The sequence below is a fragment of the Limnobacter sp. SAORIC-580 genome, from assembly GCF_013004065.1.
Classification (GTDB): Bacteria; Pseudomonadota; Gammaproteobacteria; order Burkholderiales; family Burkholderiaceae_B; genus Limnobacter; species Limnobacter profundi.
Window position 1 is genome coordinate 1,034,501 of the sequence record NZ_CP053084.1, and the last position, 19,997, is coordinate 1,054,497.

General features: G+C 53.4%; 22 protein-coding genes. 16 read left to right on the forward strand and 6 right to left on the reverse strand.

What is annotated here, in order from left to right; translation table 11 throughout:
- The first annotated feature begins 2 nt into the window (after positions 1 to 2).
- On the forward strand, positions 3 to 443 hold the full coding sequence (locus tag HKT17_RS04900) for a response regulator (protein WP_008251752.1): 441 nt from the start codon (positions 3 to 5) through the stop codon (positions 441 to 443).
- Here HKT17_RS04900 and flgN read toward each other — a convergent pair.
- The 3 genes from flgN to flgA form a co-directional block, all read right to left on the reverse strand.
- Positions 418 to 933, reverse strand: a complete 516-nt coding sequence (gene flgN / locus HKT17_RS04905) for a flagellar protein FlgN (RefSeq protein ID WP_105028608.1) — start codon at positions 931 to 933, stop codon at positions 418 to 420. The genes HKT17_RS04900 and flgN overlap by 26 nt on opposite strands.
- A gap of 16 nt (positions 934 to 949) precedes the next feature.
- Complete coding sequence (gene flgM, locus HKT17_RS04910) at positions 950 to 1,240, reverse strand: flagellar biosynthesis anti-sigma factor FlgM (RefSeq protein ID WP_105028609.1); 291 nt, start codon at positions 1,238 to 1,240, stop codon at positions 950 to 952.
- A 114-nt stretch (positions 1,241 to 1,354) separates the two neighbouring features.
- Complete coding sequence (gene flgA, locus HKT17_RS04915; protein WP_105028610.1) at positions 1,355 to 2,059, reverse strand: flagellar basal body P-ring formation chaperone FlgA; 705 nt, start codon at positions 2,057 to 2,059, stop codon at positions 1,355 to 1,357.
- A gap of 191 nt (positions 2,060 to 2,250) precedes the next feature.
- Here flgA and flgB point away from each other — a divergent pair, with 191 nt between their 5' ends.
- From flgB to flgL, 11 genes are read left to right on the forward strand one after another with little or no spacing between them, the layout of a single operon-like run.
- Entirely contained in the window at positions 2,251 to 2,703 is a 453-nt protein-coding gene (gene flgB, locus HKT17_RS04920) for a flagellar basal body rod protein FlgB (protein WP_171098272.1), read from the forward strand.
- Between the two features lie 16 nt (positions 2,704 to 2,719).
- Positions 2,720 to 3,142, forward strand: a complete 423-nt coding sequence (gene flgC / locus HKT17_RS04925) for a flagellar basal body rod protein FlgC (RefSeq protein ID WP_105028612.1) — start codon at positions 2,720 to 2,722, stop codon at positions 3,140 to 3,142.
- A 13-nt stretch (positions 3,143 to 3,155) separates the two neighbouring features.
- Entirely contained in the window at positions 3,156 to 3,827 is a 672-nt protein-coding gene (locus tag HKT17_RS04930) for a flagellar hook assembly protein FlgD (protein WP_105028613.1), read from the forward strand.
- Between the two features lie 27 nt (positions 3,828 to 3,854).
- Positions 3,855 to 5,168, forward strand: a complete 1,314-nt coding sequence (flgE, locus tag HKT17_RS04935) for a flagellar hook protein FlgE (RefSeq protein ID WP_171098274.1) — start codon at positions 3,855 to 3,857, stop codon at positions 5,166 to 5,168.
- Positions 5,169 to 5,193: 25 nt separating this feature from the next.
- The gene (gene flgF / locus HKT17_RS04940; protein ID WP_171098277.1) at positions 5,194 to 5,931 is read left to right on the forward strand and encodes a flagellar basal-body rod protein FlgF; all 738 of its coding nucleotides are present in this window, start codon (positions 5,194 to 5,196) and stop codon (positions 5,929 to 5,931) included.
- Positions 5,932 to 5,944: 13 nt separating this feature from the next.
- Entirely contained in the window at positions 5,945 to 6,727 is a 783-nt protein-coding gene (gene flgG, locus HKT17_RS04945; protein ID WP_171098280.1) for a flagellar basal-body rod protein FlgG, read from the forward strand.
- A 48-nt stretch (positions 6,728 to 6,775) separates the two neighbouring features.
- A complete protein-coding gene (locus tag HKT17_RS04950; protein ID WP_240965904.1) occupies positions 6,776 to 7,465 on the forward strand; it encodes a flagellar basal body L-ring protein FlgH in 690 nt (229 codons plus the stop codon).
- Between the two features lie 13 nt (positions 7,466 to 7,478).
- On the forward strand, positions 7,479 to 8,624 hold the full coding sequence (locus HKT17_RS04955; RefSeq protein WP_171098282.1) for a flagellar basal body P-ring protein FlgI: 1,146 nt from the start codon (positions 7,479 to 7,481) through the stop codon (positions 8,622 to 8,624).
- Positions 8,625 to 9,038 carry a rod-binding protein gene (locus tag HKT17_RS04960; RefSeq protein ID WP_171098284.1) on the forward strand — a complete coding sequence of 138 codons (414 nt, stop codon included), beginning with the start codon at positions 8,625 to 8,627 and terminating at the stop codon, positions 9,036 to 9,038.
- 30 nt (positions 9,039 to 9,068) lie between these two features.
- Positions 9,069 to 10,802, forward strand: a complete 1,734-nt coding sequence (flgK, locus tag HKT17_RS04965) for a flagellar hook-associated protein FlgK (RefSeq protein WP_171098286.1) — start codon at positions 9,069 to 9,071, stop codon at positions 10,800 to 10,802.
- 20 nt (positions 10,803 to 10,822) lie between these two features.
- Positions 10,823 to 11,800: a flagellar hook-associated protein FlgL gene (gene flgL, locus HKT17_RS04970; RefSeq protein WP_171098288.1), complete on the forward strand. Its 978-nt coding sequence runs from the start codon at positions 10,823 to 10,825 to the stop codon at positions 11,798 to 11,800.
- 627 nt (positions 11,801 to 12,427) lie between these two features.
- Here flgL and HKT17_RS04975 read toward each other — a convergent pair.
- Both HKT17_RS04975 and HKT17_RS04980 read right to left on the reverse strand, forming a co-directional pair.
- Positions 12,428 to 13,057 carry a response regulator gene (locus HKT17_RS04975; protein WP_171098290.1) on the reverse strand — a complete coding sequence of 210 codons (630 nt, stop codon included), beginning with the start codon at positions 13,055 to 13,057 and terminating at the stop codon, positions 12,428 to 12,430.
- The gene (locus HKT17_RS04980; RefSeq protein WP_171098292.1) at positions 13,050 to 14,588 is read right to left on the reverse strand and encodes a hybrid sensor histidine kinase/response regulator; all 1,539 of its coding nucleotides are present in this window, start codon (positions 14,586 to 14,588) and stop codon (positions 13,050 to 13,052) included. The genes HKT17_RS04975 and HKT17_RS04980 overlap by 8 nt, the downstream gene beginning before the upstream one ends.
- Before the next feature lie 180 nt (positions 14,589 to 14,768).
- Here HKT17_RS04980 and HKT17_RS04985 point away from each other — a divergent pair, with 180 nt between their 5' ends.
- The 3 genes from HKT17_RS04985 to HKT17_RS04995 are packed head-to-tail and all read left to right on the forward strand — an operon-like array spanning position 14,769 to position 17,511.
- Positions 14,769 to 15,761, forward strand: coding sequence for a CheR family methyltransferase (locus HKT17_RS04985; RefSeq protein ID WP_240965905.1), 993 nt, complete (start codon positions 14,769 to 14,771; stop codon positions 15,759 to 15,761).
- A complete protein-coding gene (locus HKT17_RS04990; RefSeq protein ID WP_171098294.1) occupies positions 15,758 to 16,360 on the forward strand; it encodes a chemoreceptor glutamine deamidase CheD in 603 nt (200 codons plus the stop codon). Before HKT17_RS04985 ends, HKT17_RS04990 begins: the two co-directional genes overlap by 4 nt.
- An 11-nt stretch (positions 16,361 to 16,371) precedes the next feature.
- The gene (locus HKT17_RS04995) at positions 16,372 to 17,511 is read left to right on the forward strand and encodes a protein-glutamate methylesterase/protein-glutamine glutaminase (RefSeq protein WP_171098296.1); all 1,140 of its coding nucleotides are present in this window, start codon (positions 16,372 to 16,374) and stop codon (positions 17,509 to 17,511) included.
- Between the two features lies 1 nt (position 17,512).
- Here HKT17_RS04995 and HKT17_RS05000 read toward each other — a convergent pair whose 3' ends face one another.
- On the reverse strand, positions 17,513 to 19,231 hold the full coding sequence (locus HKT17_RS05000; protein WP_171098298.1) for a putative bifunctional diguanylate cyclase/phosphodiesterase: 1,719 nt from the start codon (positions 19,229 to 19,231) through the stop codon (positions 17,513 to 17,515).
- A gap of 102 nt (positions 19,232 to 19,333) precedes the next feature.
- Here HKT17_RS05000 and greB point away from each other — a divergent pair, with 102 nt between their 5' ends.
- The gene (greB, locus tag HKT17_RS05005; RefSeq protein ID WP_105028627.1) at positions 19,334 to 19,891 is read left to right on the forward strand and encodes a transcription elongation factor GreB; all 558 of its coding nucleotides are present in this window, start codon (positions 19,334 to 19,336) and stop codon (positions 19,889 to 19,891) included.
- Positions 19,892 to 19,997: the final 106 nt, after the last annotated feature.

Below are 19,997 nucleotides of genomic sequence, written 5' to 3' on the forward strand. Positions count from 1 at the left end.
CCATGGCTGACGTAGTACTGGTTGATGACAATTCCAATGATGCAGATCTCGCCTTGCGCGTGGTTCGCAAAACATCCTCAAGCTCCACCACAGTGTTGCTGGAGGACGGCGAACGGGCCATCGAGTATTTCAAACAGCTAATGGAAGATCACCCCAAAGACAGTGCGGCCCTGAATTTGCCCAAGTTGGTGCTGCTCGATCTGAAACTGCCCAAGCTGGATGGCCTTGAAGTGTTGAAGTTTCTGCGTTCACACGATGTGTTTAAAACCATGCCCATCGTGGTGCTTTCTTCATCGCGCGAAATCAGCGATGTGAAACGTTCATATGAATTGGGAGTGAACAGCTTTGCGGTCAAACCAGTGCAATTCGATCAGTACCTGACCCGAATTTCTGCACTGGTGTCGTATTGGTTAACGATCAACGAATTACCGCGCGGGGCATAGCGCCACCGGTCAGGGCTGACTGGCTCATGCCGCCTTTGGGGCCGTAGGTGTCGCTGGCGGTTGGCTTTTGTTCAGCCACCGCAGCCGCAGTCAAAATCGAAATTCTTTCCTGTAGCCCAGCCAGTTGCTCAGTCACCAGCTCCCCGTTTGTTTTGTTCAAACGCTGTGCGTGGGCCAGGGTGGTGCGCAGTGTGGAGTAAGTGCCCAACAGGCGGGGTTCGTGTGCAGCAAGCACATCGACCCAGAGCGCGATACCGTCCATATTGGGCTGAAAGCCCTCGGCCTTGGCCAATTGAACGTTGTTCAGGTAACGCTTTTCAAGCTCCAGCATCATGGCTTCCTTGCGAAGGGCCAGGCTGTTCAGTTCAGTGGTTTGCAGTTTTACAAGGCACGCCTGTTCTTCAAGCAAGATATCAACCAGCGCCATGGCCATGTCACATTCATAAGCCAGGTTGCGGTATAAATTTTTTGCTGCGTCAGCGTGCGACATAATCTTCAATCCTCGGTTACTTTTGACCAAGCAACTCGCGAGCACTTTCAATCACCTTGGCTGCAACCGCTTCGGCATTGACCTTGAACTCGCCTTTGCTAATGGCCTCTTTGATCTCGGCCACTTTCTCGGCATTGAACGGAGCACCTGCAGCGCTCAGCTCACTGGATTGTCCGGAAAGCTTGGCTACCGCACCTTCCGAACTGGTTTTCTCTGTGGAACCAACCGATGCTGACTTGCTGCCACCTTGTGGCTTGGTCAGTTTGTCAATCGGGTTGCTTCCCGGGTTTATTCTGTTAATACTCATGATGTCCTCCGCGTTGGGCAGAGCCTAAGTGGGTTTCGTATGTTTTCTTAACGGCTCGATTCCACCTAACTTTAACGAATTCTCGAAAGAATTCCTACTTTTTGAGGATCCCCCCTACAAACTAACCTCAACCAGTAGTGCATCTCGCGCCACACCGTGAAGTATCTTGCCCTGCGAGGTTTTGATTTTTACCACCTCGCCCAGCTCGGCTTCACCCATGGCCACCGCAGTGCCACCAATTGCAAAGCCAGGGCCTTTCATCATCACTTTCACTGTGTCGCCGTTTTTCACCAAGGCCTGACCGCGCAAATGGTCATGTTTCAACAGGGTACCTGGCCACAATTGGCGGGCTGCTGTTTTGTTGTTTAAATGTGCAAGCTCGCTGACCCAGCCATGGCTCAGCTGGCTTAAATCCATGGTTCGAAATTCAACATCATTCAGACCCAGCGTTTGGCCCGATTGAACAGTGCCTTTCACCACCAGCACTGGCGCCCACACTTTCACGTCTACGCCCACAAAAAAGGGAGCTGTGTCTGAGCCCACACATTGCACGCGCACATAAGTACGCCCCCACATTTTGTTGCCTGCCGAATTGGCAAACAGTGCAGCGGGGCATTGCAGGCTACCGATGCGTTCATCGGCTTTTACAAACTTCACATCCACGCTTGCGCCAGGTGGCAGCAGGGCGGGGTCCACCAGTTCACTTAGCTGGGCTTCAGTCACCCAGCGAGAACTGTCGGCCTGTGCTGCGGTGGCCTGAGTAAGCCCCAAGCCAAAAAGCACTTGAAATGCGATGTTAAAAAAAGTGTGAAATTTCATTCAAGTTTTGGGCGTTGCCGCCGTAAATGTCACTGTAAGAAACAATTACTGCCTCGATGACAACATCCTAGGCGGGAGTCTGCTGCACCCTAAGCAGAAAAAGAGCGCCCTTTCCCCCCTTTCTCTCCACTTTGATTTGACAGCATCAATTCAATAATCCATTCATCCGTCCGTGTATGAAGGATTAAAAGATGTTGGACAAACTCACTGATGCAATGCAGTTTTCTGCCGAGGCCCTGAAACTCAGAGCACGTCGGCAAGAGGTATTGACCTCCAACATTTCCAACGTAGACACCCCCAATTACAAAGCAGTCGATTTCGATTTTCAAAGCGCACTGAAAGCAGCCACGGGCGAGAAAGGATCCATGACCGCTCCGGTCAATCCGGGCCTGGGCAATGGTGCCGGCGCTTTGGCAGTCACCCAACAGGGCCACATCACCGGCAAAGGGAATGCGGGCATGAGCACGGCCGAGATGTTGCAATTTCGTCGTGGCAACAACGCCGCCATTGATGGCAACTCGGTTGACATTGACCGCGAGCGCGCCGCCTTTGCAGAAAACACAGTGAAATACGAAGCCGCCTTGCGTGCCATCAACGGAAGAATTTCTTCCTTGAAGCAGGCCATGGGCTCGGGTAACCAATAAGGCTTAGGGGAACAATATGTCGCTATTCAATTCTTTCAAACTGGCCGGTGGCGCGATGCAAGCGCAAACCACACGCCTGAACACAGTGGCGAGCAACCTCGCCAACGTCGACACGGCAGCCGGCGATCCCAATTCTGTTTACCAGGCCCGCAAGGTGGTGTTCGAAGCCGTGCTTCAAAAAGCAGCGCCTGGCAAGGCCTCGCTGGCTGAGAACGTGCAGGTGAAAGACATTGTGGAAGACCAGTCTGAGGCCAAAAAAATGTTCGACCCCAAGCACCCCATGGCCGACGAAGACGGGTATGTGTACATGCCCAACGTGAATGCCGTGGAAGAAATGGTCGACATGCTGGCCGCCTCGCGCAGCTACCAAACCAACGCAGAAGTAATGAATACAGCCAAACAGTTGATGTTGAAAACCTTGAACATGGGCAACCAGTAAGGAGCAATGAAAAATGACGATTGACGTAACTTCCGCACTGGGCAACAACAGCGGCACCACAGCAGCAAAAAAGAAAGCCGATGAAAACAGCCCTGAGGCGATTCAGGAGCGGTTCATGTCTTTGCTGGTGGCCCAATTGAAAAACCAGGATCCACTGGCCCCCATGGACAACGCTCAGGTGACCAGCCAAATGGCGCAATTGAATACTGTCACCGGCATCAACACACTGAACGCCACCATGGAAGGTGTGGCGGCTTCGATCAACGCCAACCAAACCGTGCAAGCCACCAGCATGCTGGGCCGCGCGGTGCTGACTGAAGGCAACGACCTGAAACTGGTGGATGGCAAGGCCGTGGGATCCATGGAATTGAACCAGAGCGCCGACATTTTGCGCGTGAATGTACTGGACGCAGGTGCGAATGTAGTGCGCACCATCGAACTGGGTCCGCAATCCAAAGGCACGCACGAGTTTGAGTGGGACGGCAAAAGCAACGACGGCAGCACCCTGCCCGCGGGCAACTACAAATTTGAGATTGAAGCAAAAGCAGCAGGCAAGGACGCCAGCGTCACACCACTGACCCTGTCCGTGGTTCAGGGCGTGCGCAACGCAGGCGCGGAAGGTACCAAACTTTTAACCAGCAATGGCAGCGAAATTACATTCGCCGACATCAAGCAGGTTTTCTAATTTAAAGATTTTTCCAAGGAGTCAAGCATGGCTTTTTCAGCAGGTGGTAGTTTCCAGCAGGGTTTGAGTGGTCTGAACGCAGCGCAGCGCGGTTTGGAAGTCATTGCAAACAACGTGTCCAACGCCAGTGTGGTCGGCTTTAAAGGATCGGAGGCAGAGTTCTCAGATGTGTTCGCCCGCGCGTTCAATGGCGCACGTTCCACCAACGGCATCGGCTTGGGTACCAGCCTTGCAGCGGTTACGCAAAACTTCAAGCAGGGCAATATCAATGTGACCGGTAACCCTTTGGACCTGGCCATCAGTGGCACCGGTTTCTTCAAGGTGCAGGCTGGCAATGGTGACAATATTTACACCCGCAACGGTCAATTCACTTTGAACAATGAAGGCGTCATCGTGAACTCCCGTGGCGACAAACTGCAAGGCTTCCCCGTGGATGCAGCCACTGGCCGCCCCTCCGATGTTGCCCAGGATATTCTGGTGCCACGCGGCAGCATTCCGCCTGCTGCCACCCGTTCCGCCAACCTTGACCTGAACCTGGATGCACGTGCCACGGCAATTGATCCTGCATTGGCTTTCGATCCGGCAAATTTGAACACCTTCAACAATTCAACGTCGATGACGGTGTATGACGAATTGGGTGGTGCACACATCATGGCCATTTACATGCGCAAAGAAGCCTCGAATGACTGGTCGGTGTTTGCAACGGTCGACGGTACTCAGGTCGACGTTGGCACCGCGCCCGTGGCTGTAACCACAGCACCCGCGCAATCCACAGCGGCCAGCTTGCAATATGGCGTTGACGGTCTGTTGACTACCCCCAACAGCGGAAATCTGACAGTTGACATGTCACGTTTCGTGACCGCAAGTGGTGTGCCTTTCTCTTCGACTGGCACAGCCCCAAACCAATACACGTTCGACATGAGCAACACCACCCAGTATGGAAGCTCGTTTGTGGTTCAAAACCTGGGGCAGGATGGTTATGAGTCCTCACCTTTTGCAGGTTTTGATGTGGGTGCTGACGGCATGTTGACCATCAGCTACGCCAACGGCCAGTTGGTGAACCACGCACAAATCGGTTTGTATCGTTTTCCGAATCCGGAAGGCTTGCAGCCAGTTGGGTCGAATGGCTGGTTGGCCACCAACTCCTCGGGACCTGAATTGGTTTCGCTGAGCGAAGACACCGCATTCGGCATTATCCAGTCGGGTGCTTTGGAAGAATCGAACATTGATTTGACGGCTGAACTGGTGGCCATGATTTCCGCACAGCGCGTGTATCAGGCCAACTCACAGACCATTAAAACGCAAGATTCAATTTTCCAGACCATCACCAACCTTCGTTAATGTGAACTGAAGCGGGATCGCAAGAATGGACAAACTGATTTTCCTGGCCGCCCAAGCCGCCAAAGGCACAATGTCTCGCCAAGAGAACATTGCCAACAACCTGGCCAACGTGAACACGCCCGGGTTTAGGCAACAACTCATGGCGTTTCAAAGCGCGCCTGTGACAGGCGAGGGCAGTGGTTCCAGAAGCTTTGCGGTGGAAACCAGCATTGGCTTTGACACCACGCCAGGACAAATTCAGTCCACGGGGCGGGAAATGGACGTGGCCATTCAAGGCGAGGGCTGGTTTGCAGTCAACGACGCGAAAGGCAATGAAGCCTACACTCGCAATGGCTCCTTTCAGCTGGATGGGCAGGGCAATCTGGTGACCCAGGAAGGTTATTCAGTCATCGGCAGCAACGGCCCCATCAACGTGCCGCCCGACCATCGCTTGTCATTTGAAGGCGATGGATCCGTTTCTGCAATTCCCATCAGTGGCGACACCAATGTAGTTCAACTGGGTCGATTGAAGCTGGTCAACATTCCCGAAGGTGAAATCAATCGCGGCGACGATGGCTTGTTCCGCGCCGCCAACGGCGATCCTGCTGAAGCCGATTTGAATGTGCGTGTGGCTGGTGGCTTTATTGAATCGAGCAATGTGAATGCAGTGGACATGATGGTGCAAATGATCACCGCTGCCCGCCAGTATGAAACCCAAATGAAAATGATCAGCACGGCCAAAGAAAACGGCCAGGCCGCCAACAGCCTGTTTGGCATGAATTAAGGAGAAAACCATCATGATGCGTTCTTTGTGGATTGCAAAAACAGGCCTGGATGCCCAGCAAACCCAGCTGGATGTCATTTCAAACAACCTGGCCAACACAGCCACCAACGGCTTTAAACGCTCGCGTGCCGTGTTCGAAGATTTGCTGTATCAAACACTTCGACAGCCCGGTGCACAAACCACCGAGCAAACTCAGGTGCCATCCGGCTTGCAGATTGGTACCGGCGTAAAGCCTGTTTCTACCGTGCGAAATTTTGCGCAGGGCAACCTGCAGCAAACCGGCAACACACTTGATGTGGCGATTAACGGTCAGGGCTTTTTCCAGGTTCAAATGCCCGATGGCACCACCAGCTACACCCGCGATGGCAGCATTCAGATTGATGCCAACGGCACACTGGTCACTTCCAACGGATACCCAATTCTTGGCCCGGTCACCATTCCGCAAGGCGTTCAGGAAATCTCGATTTCTCAAGACGGTGTTGTTTCCGCGGTGGTGCAGGGTCAGGTTCAACCCCAGGAATTGGGTCAAATCCAATTGGCCAGTTTTGTAAACCCGGCGGGCTTGTTCAGCATGGGCCAAAACCTGTACTCCGAAACAGCAGCCTCTGGCGCACCCACCCAGGCGGTGGCGGGCACCAACGGTGTGGGTTTTGTGTCCCAAGGTTTCGTGGAAACATCCAACGTGAACGTGGTGGAAGAGCTGGTGGGTTTGATCCAGGCCCAGCGTGCTTACGAAATCAATTCCAAGGCAATCTCGACATCAGACCAGATGTTACAGCGCTTATCTCAGCTTTGATTCTTGAAACATTGGGCACACTGAATGTGTTCTGATGGAGTGTATGGCATGAAAAGATTGATACTAATCGGTTTAACGGCAGCGTTCTCGATAACTTTAGGGGCTTGTTCAACTTTCGCACCGAAAGTAGACATGCCTGCTCAAACCACCGTGCCGCAGCCGGTTCAGCAGCCAGCCCAGGTGGCCATGGCTGCACCCACAGGCAGCTTGTACAGCCCGGCCACTTATCGCCCCTTGTTTGAAGACCAGCGCGCCCGCTTTTTGGGTGACACGCTGACCATTCAAATCATCGAACAAATCAATGCCGCACAAACCAACTCCATGAGTGCCTCCCGCAGCGATTCTGCCAGCATTGATGTACCACTCATTCAGGGTTTCTTTGGCAGTCGAGATTTGCGCGCCATCAATGGCAGTGCCAGTAGCGACAAAGACTTTTCTGGCGAAGGCTCCAGCCGCGCCGCAAATACCCTGACCGGTTCCATCACAGTATCGGTTGCAAGCGTGTTGCCCAATGGAAATTTACAGGTGGTGGGCGAAAAACAGATTGGTACCAACCGCGAAGTGGAGTATTTGAAATTCAGTGGTGTGGTAAACCCCATCACCATTTTGCCCGGCAATGTGGTGCCCAGCACCAAGGTGGCCGATGCCCGCATTGAATACCGCGGAAAAGGAGCTTTGGACTCTGCCACAGCCATGGGCTGGCTAAGCCGCTTTTTCCTGACCGTATTGCCTTTCTGAACTGGACCACACCATGAAACGCATTTCCTTCCCGGAACTGAAAGACCGAATCATCAAAGCCGCCGTGTTGGCACTGACCGCCGCTGCGGTGATGGCATTTGGTACGCAGGCAGACGCACAAACCCGAATTCGTGACTTGGTCACTGTTTCTGGCGTGCGCGCCAACCCGGTGTATGGCTACGGTATTGTGATTGGTCTGGATGGCACTGGCGATCAAACCACGCAAACGCCGTTTACCAGTCAAAGCATTGTGTCCATGCTGCAGCAATCTGGCATTACCTTGCCCCCAGGCGCCAATTTGCAGCTGAAAAATGTGGCCTCAGTCATGGTCACTGCCAATTTGCCAGCCTTTGCTCAGCCCGGCCAAGCGATCGATGTAACTGTCTCGTCAATCGGCAATGCAAAAAGCCTGCGTGGTGGCATGTTGCTCATGACCCCCTTGAAAGGTGCTGATGGCCAGGTGTACGCCTTGGCCCAAGGCCAACTGATTGTGGGTGGTGCAGGTGCCTCTGCGGGGGGCTCCAAAACCGTGATCAACCATTTGTCGGCAGGTCGCATTCCAGCGGGTGCCTTGGTTGAACGTGAGGTGGCCTCGCCTTTCCTGCTTGGTGAAACCTTGCAGCTTGAGTTGACCAGCACCGATTTCTCCAACGCCATTCGCGTGGCCGAGGCGATCAACAACAACATGGGCCCGAATGTGGCTCAAGCGCTGGATGGCCGCACCATCAAGGTTCGTGCACCTTCCAACCCCAACGACCGCGTGGCATTTTTGTCGCGTGTTCAAGAATTGAGTATCAACAAAGCCATGGGAAGCGCCAAGGTGATTGTGAATGCACGCACGGGGTCTGTGGTCATGAACCAGGCCGTGATGCTTGAAAGCTGTGCTGTGGCGCACGGCAACCTCACCGTGAAAATAACTTCTACCCCAGTCATTTCCCAGCCTGCACCGTTTGGTCAGGGTGAAACTGTGGTCACTGAAGTGGCCGATATTCAAATTTCCGAAGCCGGTGGCGAGTTGATCGAAATCAAGGGCGCTGCGCAGTTGTCTGATGTGGTCAAAGCACTGAACGCTTTGGGCGCAACCCCAAGCGATCTGATTTCCATTTTGCAGGCCATGCAAACTGCTGGCAGCCTGAAAGCCGAACTCGAGGTGATCTAAATGACGCCATTGTCGAACAATCCGGTGGATACCCAACAAATGCTGTCGATGGATTCCCGCAGCCTGGAGGGTTTGAAGCGTGGCGCGCGCGCAGAGCGTGGCAGCGAGGAATTCAATGCGGCGATCGACAAAGTGGCTGTTCAGTTCGAGTCTATTTTTTTACAAATGGCTTTGAAGAGCATGCGGGATGCCACCCCGGAAGGTGGCTTGTTCACCGACTCCAGCACCAAAACTTACCAAGGCATGTACGACCAGGAACTGGTGCAAAAATTGTCGGGCAAGGGTTTGGGGCTGGCCAGTGAGATTGCCAGGCAGTTGAAAGCCGGTGCTGGCGTGGGTGGTGAGCAAACCATTTTCCCGCCGGGACAAGTTAAAAAAGACTTCCCCTCAACTTTCCCGAAAACCGACCGTTAAGTCGTTCAAGACACCAAAGGATCCTGAATTATGTCGAACTCGGTCTACGGAATTGCGCTCAGCGGCCTGAATGCGGCCCGGGCAGGGCTATCCACCACCTCGCACAACATTGCGAACAGCAACACCGTTGGTTTTAATCGCCAGCAGGTGATCCAGCAGTCGCGCCCGTCCACAGGCAGCGACATTGGCTTCATTGGGCAAGGTGTCGATATTGCCTCGGTACAGCGGGTGTATTCCGATTTCATCAATTCGCAGGAACAGAAAGCCACGTCCGACGCTGCTTTTTACAACGCCAAGGCGCAGCAAATTGCGCGTGTAGATGCGATGATCGCGGATGATGCCTCGGGCTTATCAAGCGCTTTGAGTATTTTCTTTGGTGCGGCACAAACGCTGTCGACCAACCCGGCCGATCTGGCTGCCCGCCAAAACTATTTGTCGTCTGCGGAAACCCTGAGTTCACGCTTCAACGGTTTGAACACGGTGATGGACGAACTGCGCAGTGCCACCAACTTGAAGGTGCGCGACACGGTTGAGCAACTGAACAACGCCACATCGCAGATTGCTGCTTTGAACAACCAGATTGTGACTGCCCAGAACCAAACATCCAACGGCGGGCCTCCCAATGATTTGATGGACCGCCGGGACAAATTGATTCTTGAATTGTCCGAGCAGGTGCAAACTACCCGCGTGGACATGGCGGATGGTTCGACCAACCTGTTTCTGGCGAATGGCCAGTCGTTGGTTATTGGTACTACCCAGTTCAAAGTACAAACTCAGGTGGATCCTCAAGACCCACAAAACCTGCTGGTGGGAATGACCACCAATGTGAATGGCCAAGATCGCCTGTTGGCATTCGATTCAAGTAGTTTGGGCAATGGTGCCTTGGCCGGTTTTCTCAGTTTCCGGGAAGATGAGCTGACCGAATACCAAAACACCATTGGCTTGTTGGCTGCGCGAATTGGCCAAACCGTCAACGACATTCAAACAGCGGGTGTCGACCTGGACAACAATCCGGCCAGTGCACTGTTCAGCTTCGGCAGCAGCGGCAGTTTTGTGGACGATATTTCCCGCGTTGTTCCCAATGTGAACAACAGCACGGTGAACCCCACGCAGGTTACCTTGCGTGGTCTTGATTTGTCCAAGCTGGGTCCCGCTGAGTACGAAGTTCAAATTGTGGGTAGCCAACCACGCTATCGCGAAGTGGGCTCGGATGGCCCGTTTGTTCCCGCCAACCTGGTGACCGATCCCGGTGGTGACTACTATGAAATTCGCGATCCTGCCGGAGCACCCTTGCTCAGCTTTCAGTTGAACAATGCCACACCTCAGGAAGGTGATCGTTTCGTGTTGATGCCGGTGCGCGAAGCCGCATTGAATATGCGCACAGCACTTGACCGTCCATCGGAAGTTGCAGCCTCGTCGGCCGTGAATCCCAGTATCGGTAACAACGAGAACATTCTGGCGGTGGCCGCATTACAAAATTCACGCACCTTGTTTCAGTCTAACAACTCGGCAGGTGTTTCCATTTCGGATGGCTTTAACCAACTGGTCAGCCGTGTAGGCAACAAAACACGTGAATTTAATTTGGCCGCGGAATCGCGCGAAACCGTGTTGAACCAGGTGGCCGATTCACGCGATGCCTTGCAGGGCGTGAACATGGACGAAGAGGCCGCCAACCTGATCAAGTTTCAGCAGGCCTACCAAGCCTCGGGCCGGGTGATTTCATTGTCCAAAGAATTGTTTGATCAAATCCTCAGCATGTTCTGATCGGGTTTCAAGGAAAAATTATGGCAATCGGCAGAATCAGCACCAACCAGTACTTCAAGCTCAGCACAGATCGCATGAGCAAGCAGCAGTCTGAACTGGTAAAAATACAGGGGCAGTTGGCAACCGGGCAGCGCGTGTTGAAACCATCGGATGACCCTTTGGCCATGTCGGTGGCCTTGGGTGCGAAGGCGGGTGTTAAAACCATCGACAGCTACCAAAGCAACATCACTTACGTGAACAACCAGCTGGGTCAGATGGATGTGGCCTTGCAGTCCGCTTCCGACATCATGGTGTCCATCAAGGAAGCATTTCTGCAGGCGGGTAACGCCGCGCTTAGCCCAGCCGACCGTGAAATTATTGCGCAAGACATTGAAGGACGCATGGAAGAGTTGCGTGGCATCGCCAACCGCACCGACGCCAATGGTTACTACATGTTCTCCGGCACTTTCCAGGATCAGGAGCCATTTCAGACGCCTGGCGGCGCAGTCACCGGTACTTTCCTTGAAACCACCACTGCGGCAGCCGGTGAGGCTGTGATTGGCCGTGAAATTCAAGTGGCCAGCGGCCGCTTTGTCAACCTGAGCATTACCGGTCAAGATGCATTTGTTGACCCGAATACCAACGAAGATGCTTTTGCCATCCTTCGTGATGCAGTGGCCTTGCTGCGTAATCCTGCCTACCCAAATGGGCAAGAGGGCGCCACACCGCAAGACACTTACCTGAGAGCATTCAATGACAAGGGTGCACAACTGGATGAGATTTTTGACCAGGTTCAAATTTCCCGCACCAAGGTAGGCGTTCGTTTGCGTGAAGTGGAAACCCTGCAGCAAATCAACCAATCGGCTCAATTAGAGCTTGAGCGCGTTGCTGGCGAGGCGGTGGGGCTGGATTATGCCAAGGCCATCAGCGAGCTGTCACAGGGCCAATTGCAGCTTCAGGCTGCGCAACAGAGCTTTGCGAGTACCTCGCAGTTGACCTTGTTCAACTTTATTGGTTGAACTTGAAGGGGCGCCGTTGCTGTTTGTTGCCCACTCGGCATGCGTTACTTGTTCCGCACAGAAAACCGCTTGATCCCTTGTTGAATGGATTCTTGCTCACCTCGCTCGGCAAAAGGGCGGGCCGAGTCTCGGTGTCGGCATGAGGCCGACCGCTACGGATCCACTCAAACGGGGCGGTTTTCTTGAAGTGCGCCCCAAGCAATCCCACTGCCGAGTTGGCTCAAACCCGCAGAGTGCGCCCACCTGCAAGCTCAGCTCCCGAATCTCCCGACCAACGCGCTTTCACCACCACGCAACTCACGGCTGGTTTCATCGCCCAATCGGCGGCGGTGTTTCGATCGCCTCGCCTTCAAGAAAACCTGCCCTTGTGTGCCGAGCAGGGCCGGTGTCGCCCAGAATGGGCGACAGTGAACGAACCCGACCCGCAGTTTAGGAGGGTCGTTCTCAGGCATCGCGAGGCTCAGCAAGGGAGAAACAGGTTTTCTGGCGAGAGATCGGAACCCAAGCCGAGTGGGCGACTAATGAGCTCCGAGAGATCGGAACCCAAGCCAATTGGGCGATTAAGAAAGCTGCGAGAGAGTTGAACCCAAGCCGATGATCGGGCAGTTAACGAACAGCCGAGCAAGCTTAGATCAGCCCGTTCTCCAACGCATAGCGCGTCAGTTCACCATTGGTTTTCATGCGCATTTTTTCAAGAATCCGTGCCCGGTAAACGCTCACAGTCTTCGGGCTCAGCGACAGTTCATCCGCAATTTCGCTCAGTTTCTTTCCTGCAGCAATCATGCGAATGGTTTGAAATTCACGGTCACTCAGCGTCGCGTGCAGCGGTTTCTCCGAGTCTTCGGTCAGGTGGCTGGCCAGCGATTCTGCCAGCTCAGGCGTAATGTATTTGCGACCCGCTGCAATCACCTGAATCGCATCTACCAGTTTTTCAGGCGCCGTATTTTTTGTCAGATAACCCGAGGCGCCAGCCTTCAAACAACGCACCGCATACTGGTCTTCCGGGTGCATCGACAACATCAGGATTTTCAGGGCAGGGTATTTGTCTTTCAGAATTTTGACAATGTCCACCCCGTTTTTGCCGGGCATTGAAATATCCAGAATCGCCAGGTCAATCGTGTGGCATGTCATGGCTTTCATGATTTCCGAATATTCGCCCGCCTGGGCCACCACCTGCACAAATCCCGTGTCATCCAGTAACTGCTTCAGGCTTCCCCGAAGCAATGCATGGTCATCTGCCAGCAGCACCTTAATCATTTCCCGCCTCACCTGTCTGAATGCTTCTTGGTATGGACACCATGACCGTTGTCCCGGATCCCAAGGATCCGCTGACATCGACCCAACCCTCGAAGGCTGCAACCCGTTCTTGCATGCCACGAAGGCCGAACGATGTTTCTTTTAATTTATCAGTATTCTCGATTCCGCGACCATTGTCACGAATCTCCAGTGTTAATTCACTTTCTGTTACAAACAGTTCGACGTCTACCCGTGTGGCTTGCGCGTGTTTCACGATGTTTGTCAGTGCTTCCTGCAAAATCCTGAACAAGGCCGTGCTTTGTTCGCCATCGAGATCCAGTTCATCGACATTGCACTGGAAAACGCCCTCAATCTGGGTGCGTTTCTGAAAGTCGTTCATCTGCCACTCCAGGGCAGGAATCAAGCCATAGTCCAGAATGCCGGGGCGCAAATCCTTGGCAATCCGCTGGCTGCTGGCCAGCAAATGTTCAATCAATTCCAGCATGTCATCCAGCTTTTCCTGCACCGCAGAATCAGCGGGCATGTTTTTGTTCAGCCAGGCCACATCCGCTTTCAGCTTGGTCAGCGATCCACCCATGTCATCGTGAATTTCACGGGCTATTGCCCCGCGTTCCTGTTCACGCCGTTTCTCAAACTCGGTGGTCACCAGGCGCAACTCGGTTTGTGCATTCAGCAAGCGTTCTTCGGCCTGTTTGCGATCAGAAATATCGAGTAACACGCCGTCCCAAACAAACATGTTTCCACGTGGTTTGGCCACTGCATTCATGTAAACCCAACGCGATTCGCGTTTGCCGTAATTTTTGATTCGACCCTCCCAGCTCACAGGCACACCTGGTTTGGGTGGGTCCATCAGTAGCTCAAAAAGGGTCGCAGCATCGTCGGGTTCAAACTGCTCAAAGAAATAATGCGGATTCTCAAGAAACAGCCTGGGTGGCACGCCAAACAGACGTACCACGCCCTCGCTGACGAACGGCACAGTAGGCCGCTGTATCGAGGGGCCTGATTGCATCTGAAAAATAATGCCAGGAATATTTTCGGCGATGGCGGCAAATCGCCGCTCGGACTCCCGCTGCGCAAGCTCGGCAGCAGCCAGGCTGCGCCGTTCATTTGCGGCGCGCAGTGAGCGCTCAATCGCAGGCACCAAACGTGCCATTTTGTCTTTCATCAAATAATCGTCGGCACCGGCACGCATGGCCTCTACAGCCACATGTTCACCAATGCTGCCCGACACGATAATGAAAGGGATATCCAGCCCGGAGTCGCGCACCACGCGCAGGGCTTCCTCTGAACCAAAACCAGGCAAATTGTGGTCAGAAATCACCACTTGCCATTCTTCGTGTTCCAGACGTTTTCGCAGGTCTTCGATGCGGTCTACCCGCGTTGCCATGTACTTCAAACCGCCTTGTTTCAAGCGGTAACACATTAGCTCGAAGTCCGAATCATTGTCTTCCACCACCAGAACTTTCAATCCACCATCTGAAAAGTTACTGATGTCCAGCAATGACGGGGGTAGTCCTTTGGATTCACTCATTGTCTGTTCGCTTGTTGTTGGTTTTTATTGTTGTGTGCAGGATCAAAGCGAGAGATAACGCCCTTTCAAGGTTTTAATCCTTGCATTATTTTATGCATCTTATCGGAACATATCAGGGTATAGAACTCATTCGCGTCGGGGCACCTCCCAAATTGTGTTAACCCCGCGACAAAGGCCCTGATGAACCGACCCCCCGTGAAATTTGAATTCTCCAAAGCACAATATGCCAATGATGCCGTAGCCGGTGCCAAACAGGCTGCCGCAGCGGTCAATCGCAGTTTGTTAAGCGATGACAATGCAGACCGGGAGTTTGAATTCAATGACAAGGACTTTGCCCGTGTACGCGCGCTCATCCTTAAAATTGCAGGTATTTCACTGGCACCCAGCAAGCAAAGCATGGTGTACAGCCGATTGGCCCGCCGCTTGCGCGCATGCAACCACAGCCGCTTTTCTACCTATCTGGATGCGCTGGAGTCCAACTCAAGCAACCCGGAATGGGAGCACTTCACCAATTCGCTGACCACCAACCTCACTTCTTTTTACCGTGAGGCACATCATTTCGATATTCTGAAAAAGCAGTTGCAATCACTTTCGCGCAACGCACGAATCGAGATGTGGTGCAGTGCAGCTTCCACCGGCGAAGAGCCGTACACCATGGCCATTACCGCCATGGAGGCCTTCAACAGCATGAATCCGCCCGTGCGCATTCTGGCCACCGACATTGACACCAAGGTGTTGGACCATGCCAAAAAAGGGGTGTACCGCATGGACCAGGTCGACAAAATTCCCGATGAAATACTGCGCAAGTATTTTTTGAAGGGAAAAGGCGAAAGCGAAGGCTTGATCCGCGTACGCCCCGAGGTGCAAGCATTGTTGACATTCCGAAAGCTGAACCTGATGGAGAATGTGTGGTCCCTGCGCCCCGGCTTTGATGCCATTTTCTGTCGGAACGTGATGATCTATTTCGAGAAAGATGTGCAGCTGCAAATTCTCAAGCGGTTTGCCCCCCTGATGAATCCAAATGGTTTGTTGTACGCAGGCCATTCCGAGAATTTCGCCATGGCGCGAGACTATTTCACCTTGCGTGGTAAAACCGTGTATACCGTCAACACCGACAAGGCCGCGAAAACCGGCACTGGTGGTGAAGGTCAGGCGCGTCAGGTTACTGCATGAGCACAGGGCTTCTCACCTCTCCTGCTGCTGCGCACTGCGCAACGTTGCCGGTGAAGAAAATCATCATGCCCGGCGATTATTTTGTATCGTGGGCACCTGCTGAAATTTCCACCCTGCTTGGCTCGTGTGTGTCCGCATGTGTGTGGGACAGCCATCGAAAAATTGGGGGGCTGAATCACTTCATGTTGCCCGATTCGCCCTCTGAGGCCCGCAGCCTTGGCGACAAAACCAAGTCTTTGCGCTACGGCTTGTACGCCATGGAATGCCTGGTCAACGACTTGTTGACCATGGGCGCGAAGCGAGAACACCTCAGCGCCAAAGTATTTGGCGGTGCCAATATTACTGGTGCCTTGAATACCCAGCACGTGGGTCGCAGAAATGCAGAATTTGTGATCGACTTTCTACAGAAAGACAAAATCAAAGTAGTGGCATCCGATTTGGGTGGGCCACACAGCCGTCGCATTCGTTTCAATACCCAAACCAGTGCCGTGCGTGTTGAGCGAGTGGCCAGTGCCAATTCAGCCGCCTTGCAACAGGAAAAACGCTACAGCGAAAAGATCAACAAAGACCCCGTCAATGGCGACATTGTGTTTTTCTAAGGGCCCATGAGATGAACAAAATCAAAGTGTTGGTGGTAGACGATTCGGCCTTGATCCGAAACTTGATGAGCAAGATCATCAATTCGCAGCGCGACATGGAAACTGTGGCCACGGCACCCGATCCATTCATTGCCAGAGATCAAATCAAGAAATTCAATCCCGATGTGATTACACTGGATATAGAAATGCCCAAAATGGATGGCATTGAGTTTCTGGAAAAAATCATGCGTTTGCGGCCCACGCCGGTGTTGATGGTGTCTACATTGACTGAACGTGGAACCGACGTAACCTTTCGCGCCCTTGAACTTGGAGCAGTTGATTTCGTGACCAAACCGAAACTGGACATCAGCCAAGGCATGATCGACTATGCCAACGAAATTACCGACAAAATTCGTGCTGCCTACGCCGCCCGTTTTCGTCTAAACCGGCTGCCACCGAAACCTGCTGCGCAAGCGCCCGCAGCGCAAACTGACCCGGTCACCGGCATGGTGGTACCGGCAGAAGTGGCCAAGCCCGCGCCCACCAACAATGCACTGGGCAATCGCTTTGCAGCCACCGAGAAGCTTGTGTTGATTGGCTCATCTACAGGTGGTACCGAAGCGATTCGAGTCATTCTGGAGCAGCTGCCCAAAGACAGCCCCGCAATTCTGATTACTCAACACATGCCTGCTGGTTTTACCAAAAGCTTTGCAGACCGCTTAAACCAGGTGTGCAATATCACCGTGAAAGAAGCTGTGCACGGTGAGCGCGTATTGCCAGGCCATGCCTACATTGCGCCCGGTGACAAACACCTGTTGTTGGGGCGCAGTGGTGCCAACTACATTTGCCAGCTCTCTGATTCTGAGCCAGTCAACCGTCACCGTCCGTCGGTGGAAGTGTTGTTCAAGTCGGGCCAGGAAGTCTCGCCGCGCAATATCGTGGGCATCATGCTTACCGGGATGGGCAAAGACGGTGCACAAGCCATGGCTGACATGAAAAAAGCGGGTTCCTACAATATTTGCCAGGACGAGGCCAGCTCGGTGGTGTTCGGCATGCCGCGCGAAGCAATCGCCCTGGGCGCTGCCGATGAAGTGGTGCCGCTGAACCTGATTGCCAAGCGTTTGCTCGATTACCTCTCAAAAATTGGCGGGCGCTCAGCCGTTCGAATTTAACTTAGTCAAGCGTGGTTTTATTCAGCCAGTTTTTCAGGCTGTCCATATCCATGGGGCGGGAAAACCAATAGCCTTGCAGCCTGTCGCATCCCATCTGGATCAAGCTTTCTCGCTGCGCTGCGGTCTCAATGCCTTCGGCATGCACAATCAGGCCCAATGCATGTGCAAGGTCAATTACAGCTTTCACAATCATGTGACTGTTTTTGTCCTCCAGCAAATCCATCACGAAGCTTTTGTCGATTTTCAATACATCCACGGGTAGTTGGCGCAGGTAGTTCAGCGAGGCATAGCCAGTACCAAAATCATCCATCGCAATTTGCGAGCCTTGTGCTTTCAGTTTGTTCAGTGCGTCCACCGTGCGGGCCATGTCATCAATCGCTGCAGATTCAGTGACTTCAAACTCAATCCATTTCGGGTCAAGCCCCGCATTTCGAATGGTTTGCTGGGCCTTGGCCGGAAACTCCGGATTCAACAACTGACCAGCCGAGCAATTGACCGCGCACCACAGCATGTGCTCTTGCTGGTGCAGCTCCAGCACTTTTTTGCTGCTCGATTCAATCACCCAGTCACCCAGTGCATCAATCAAGCCCGAATCTTCGGCAACGCCAATAAACTCGCTGGGCATGATCCGGCCCAATTCGGGGTGGGTCCACCTTACCAGGGCCTCAAGACCGCAAATGCGGCCCGTTTTAAGGTCTTCAATGGGCTGAAAGTCAAGCACCAGCTCGTTGCTTTCAATGCCTTTGGCCAAGCCCAGTTCAATGGTTTTTCGGCGTTTGGCGAGATCATGAATTTCCGCATCCAGAACATTCAACAATTCCAAGCCGCGCGACTCGATCACATGCGCCACTGACTGTGCATGCGTGACCAACTCTGCTGCATGTTGGCCATGCACACCTGGGCGCGCCAACCCCAGGCGCATATTGGGGCGTACCGCAATGTTGTCCACTGTGAATACACGGTTCAGGTTGGCTTCAAACTCGCACAGAGTGTCAGCAATCAAGGTTTGGTCTGCACTCCAGTCCAGCTTGTTGGTCAGCACCACCAGCACATTGTCAGACCAGCGACAAATAATGTCCTGTTTGAATGTGTCCCGAATTCGCTCCACAATTTTTTCCAGCATGTTGCGCCGAATGCGCGGGTCCACTTCCGGGCGGCGTGCCTGGTTCCTCGACACGTTCACGCTGAGCAGGCACAGGTCGTTGTCCTCGCCAGAATTTGTGCTCAGGCCCGACAAGGTTTTCACCAAACCCTGGCGGTTTAAAAAACCGGTGGCTGAATCAAAATACACCGCCCGCCTGTGGGCTTGCTCAAGCAGCAGTTTCTCACGGCGAAGCCGGTGTGTGTGTATTTCCCGGCGTACCGCAGGAATCAGGCGCTCGGGTTTGGACTTCTCCACATAATCGCGCACACCTTCGTGCATGGCCTGCACGCCCAAAGCGTCGTTGGCCAGTCCTGAGAGCAGAATCATGGGTGTTTCAGGTCGCAGGGTCTGAACCATTTCAATGGCCCTCTCGTGCGTCAGTTGCGGCATGGAATAGTCGCAAATCACCAAATCAGGTTCGATGTCGTCCAGCGTTGTTCGGAGCGTTTCCTCGCTGTGGGCGTGCCGGACAATTGCTGTGTGCCAGGTTTTGGTCAGCTGCCGCTTGATCAATAGAAAATCGTCGTCGCTGTCGTCGACAACAATGATTCTGGGCGCTTCCTGTTCTATCGTCATTGAAGGTTTTATGATGGTGTTATTGGCAAAGAAACGACCGCTTTCCTGTATCCTGCACACTTCTGCAGAGGCTGTCTAGTCGGGCAATTCACGAGAAAAGACATGAGCAAGGCTTTCACGAAAGAAAACGATTCAGAATTCGAGGACGATGGCCCCGACGCGGCCCCAGCCTTACCTCAAGGCTTGAAAAATTACATCACACCCAAAGGCTACCGCCGCTTGCGCGACGAACTCACCCACCTTGTGAAAACCGAGAGGCCCGAGGTGGTGTCTGTGGTGTCTTGGGCAGCGTCCAATGGGGATCGCTCTGAAAATGGAGATTACCTGTACGGCAAAAAACGCCTGCGTGAAATTGATCGGCGCATTCGTTTTCTCACCAAGCGCACTGAAATTGCCGAGGTGGTAGATCCCGCCACGCAGCAAGAGCTTGAAAGCATTTTCTTCGGCGCTACAGTCACCTATATCAATTCAAAAGGTGAGGAACTGACCGTGAAAATAGTGGGGGTTGACGAAGTGGATACCGCCAAAGGGCACATCAGCTGGATTTCTCCGGTGGCCCGTGCTTTGTTGAAAGCAAAGGAGGGCGATGTTGTGCAATTGATGACACCGGCAGGGCGCGATGAGCTAGAGATTGTCGAAGTGCGGTATGTGATTGATTGACTGGGTGACTGAGAGCCGAACTTGAATAGTCGGCGTCGCGGTTTGCGGCCAACTCGGCGTGGGTGATTTCTGATCTGAACTTGAAGGGTCACCGCTGCCCGAAAAC

Coding starts and splice junctions, on each gene's coding strand:
- flgC (WP_105028612.1), top strand. CDS start 2,720: ATGTCGCTATTCAATTCTTTCAAACTGGCCGGTGGCGCGATGCAAGCG.
- greB (WP_105028627.1), top strand. CDS start 19,334: ATGAGCAAGGCTTTCACGAAAGAAAACGATTCAGAATTCGAGGACGAT.
- HKT17_RS04950 (WP_240965904.1), top strand. CDS start 6,776: ATGAAAAGATTGATACTAATCGGTTTAACGGCAGCGTTCTCGATAACT.
- HKT17_RS04955 (WP_171098282.1), top strand. CDS start 7,479: ATGAAACGCATTTCCTTCCCGGAACTGAAAGACCGAATCATCAAAGCC.
- flgG (WP_171098280.1), top strand. CDS start 5,945: ATGATGCGTTCTTTGTGGATTGCAAAAACAGGCCTGGATGCCCAGCAA.
- HKT17_RS04975 (WP_171098290.1), bottom strand. CDS start 13,057: ATGATTAAGGTGCTGCTGGCAGATGACCATGCATTGCTTCGGGGAAGC.
- HKT17_RS04960 (WP_171098284.1), top strand. CDS start 8,625: ATGACGCCATTGTCGAACAATCCGGTGGATACCCAACAAATGCTGTCG.
- HKT17_RS04990 (WP_171098294.1), top strand. CDS start 15,758: ATGAGCACAGGGCTTCTCACCTCTCCTGCTGCTGCGCACTGCGCAACG.
- flgM (WP_105028609.1), bottom strand. CDS start 1,240: ATGAGTATTAACAGAATAAACCCGGGAAGCAACCCGATTGACAAACTG.
- HKT17_RS04930 (WP_105028613.1), top strand. CDS start 3,156: ATGACGATTGACGTAACTTCCGCACTGGGCAACAACAGCGGCACCACA.
- flgE (WP_171098274.1), top strand. CDS start 3,855: ATGGCTTTTTCAGCAGGTGGTAGTTTCCAGCAGGGTTTGAGTGGTCTG.
- HKT17_RS04985 (WP_240965905.1), top strand. CDS start 14,769: ATGAACCGACCCCCCGTGAAATTTGAATTCTCCAAAGCACAATATGCC.
- flgF (WP_171098277.1), top strand. CDS start 5,194: ATGGACAAACTGATTTTCCTGGCCGCCCAAGCCGCCAAAGGCACAATG.
- flgB (WP_171098272.1), top strand. CDS start 2,251: ATGTTGGACAAACTCACTGATGCAATGCAGTTTTCTGCCGAGGCCCTG.
- flgL (WP_171098288.1), top strand. CDS start 10,823: ATGGCAATCGGCAGAATCAGCACCAACCAGTACTTCAAGCTCAGCACA.
- flgA (WP_105028610.1), bottom strand. CDS start 2,059: ATGAAATTTCACACTTTTTTTAACATCGCATTTCAAGTGCTTTTTGGC.
- HKT17_RS04995 (WP_171098296.1), top strand. CDS start 16,372: ATGAACAAAATCAAAGTGTTGGTGGTAGACGATTCGGCCTTGATCCGA.
- flgK (WP_171098286.1), top strand. CDS start 9,069: ATGTCGAACTCGGTCTACGGAATTGCGCTCAGCGGCCTGAATGCGGCC.
- flgN (WP_105028608.1), bottom strand. CDS start 933: ATGTCGCACGCTGACGCAGCAAAAAATTTATACCGCAACCTGGCTTAT.
- HKT17_RS05000 (WP_171098298.1), bottom strand. CDS start 19,231: ATGACGATAGAACAGGAAGCGCCCAGAATCATTGTTGTCGACGACAGC.
- HKT17_RS04900 (WP_008251752.1), top strand. CDS start 3: ATGGCTGACGTAGTACTGGTTGATGACAATTCCAATGATGCAGATCTC.
- HKT17_RS04980 (WP_171098292.1), bottom strand. CDS start 14,588: ATGAGTGAATCCAAAGGACTACCCCCGTCATTGCTGGACATCAGTAAC.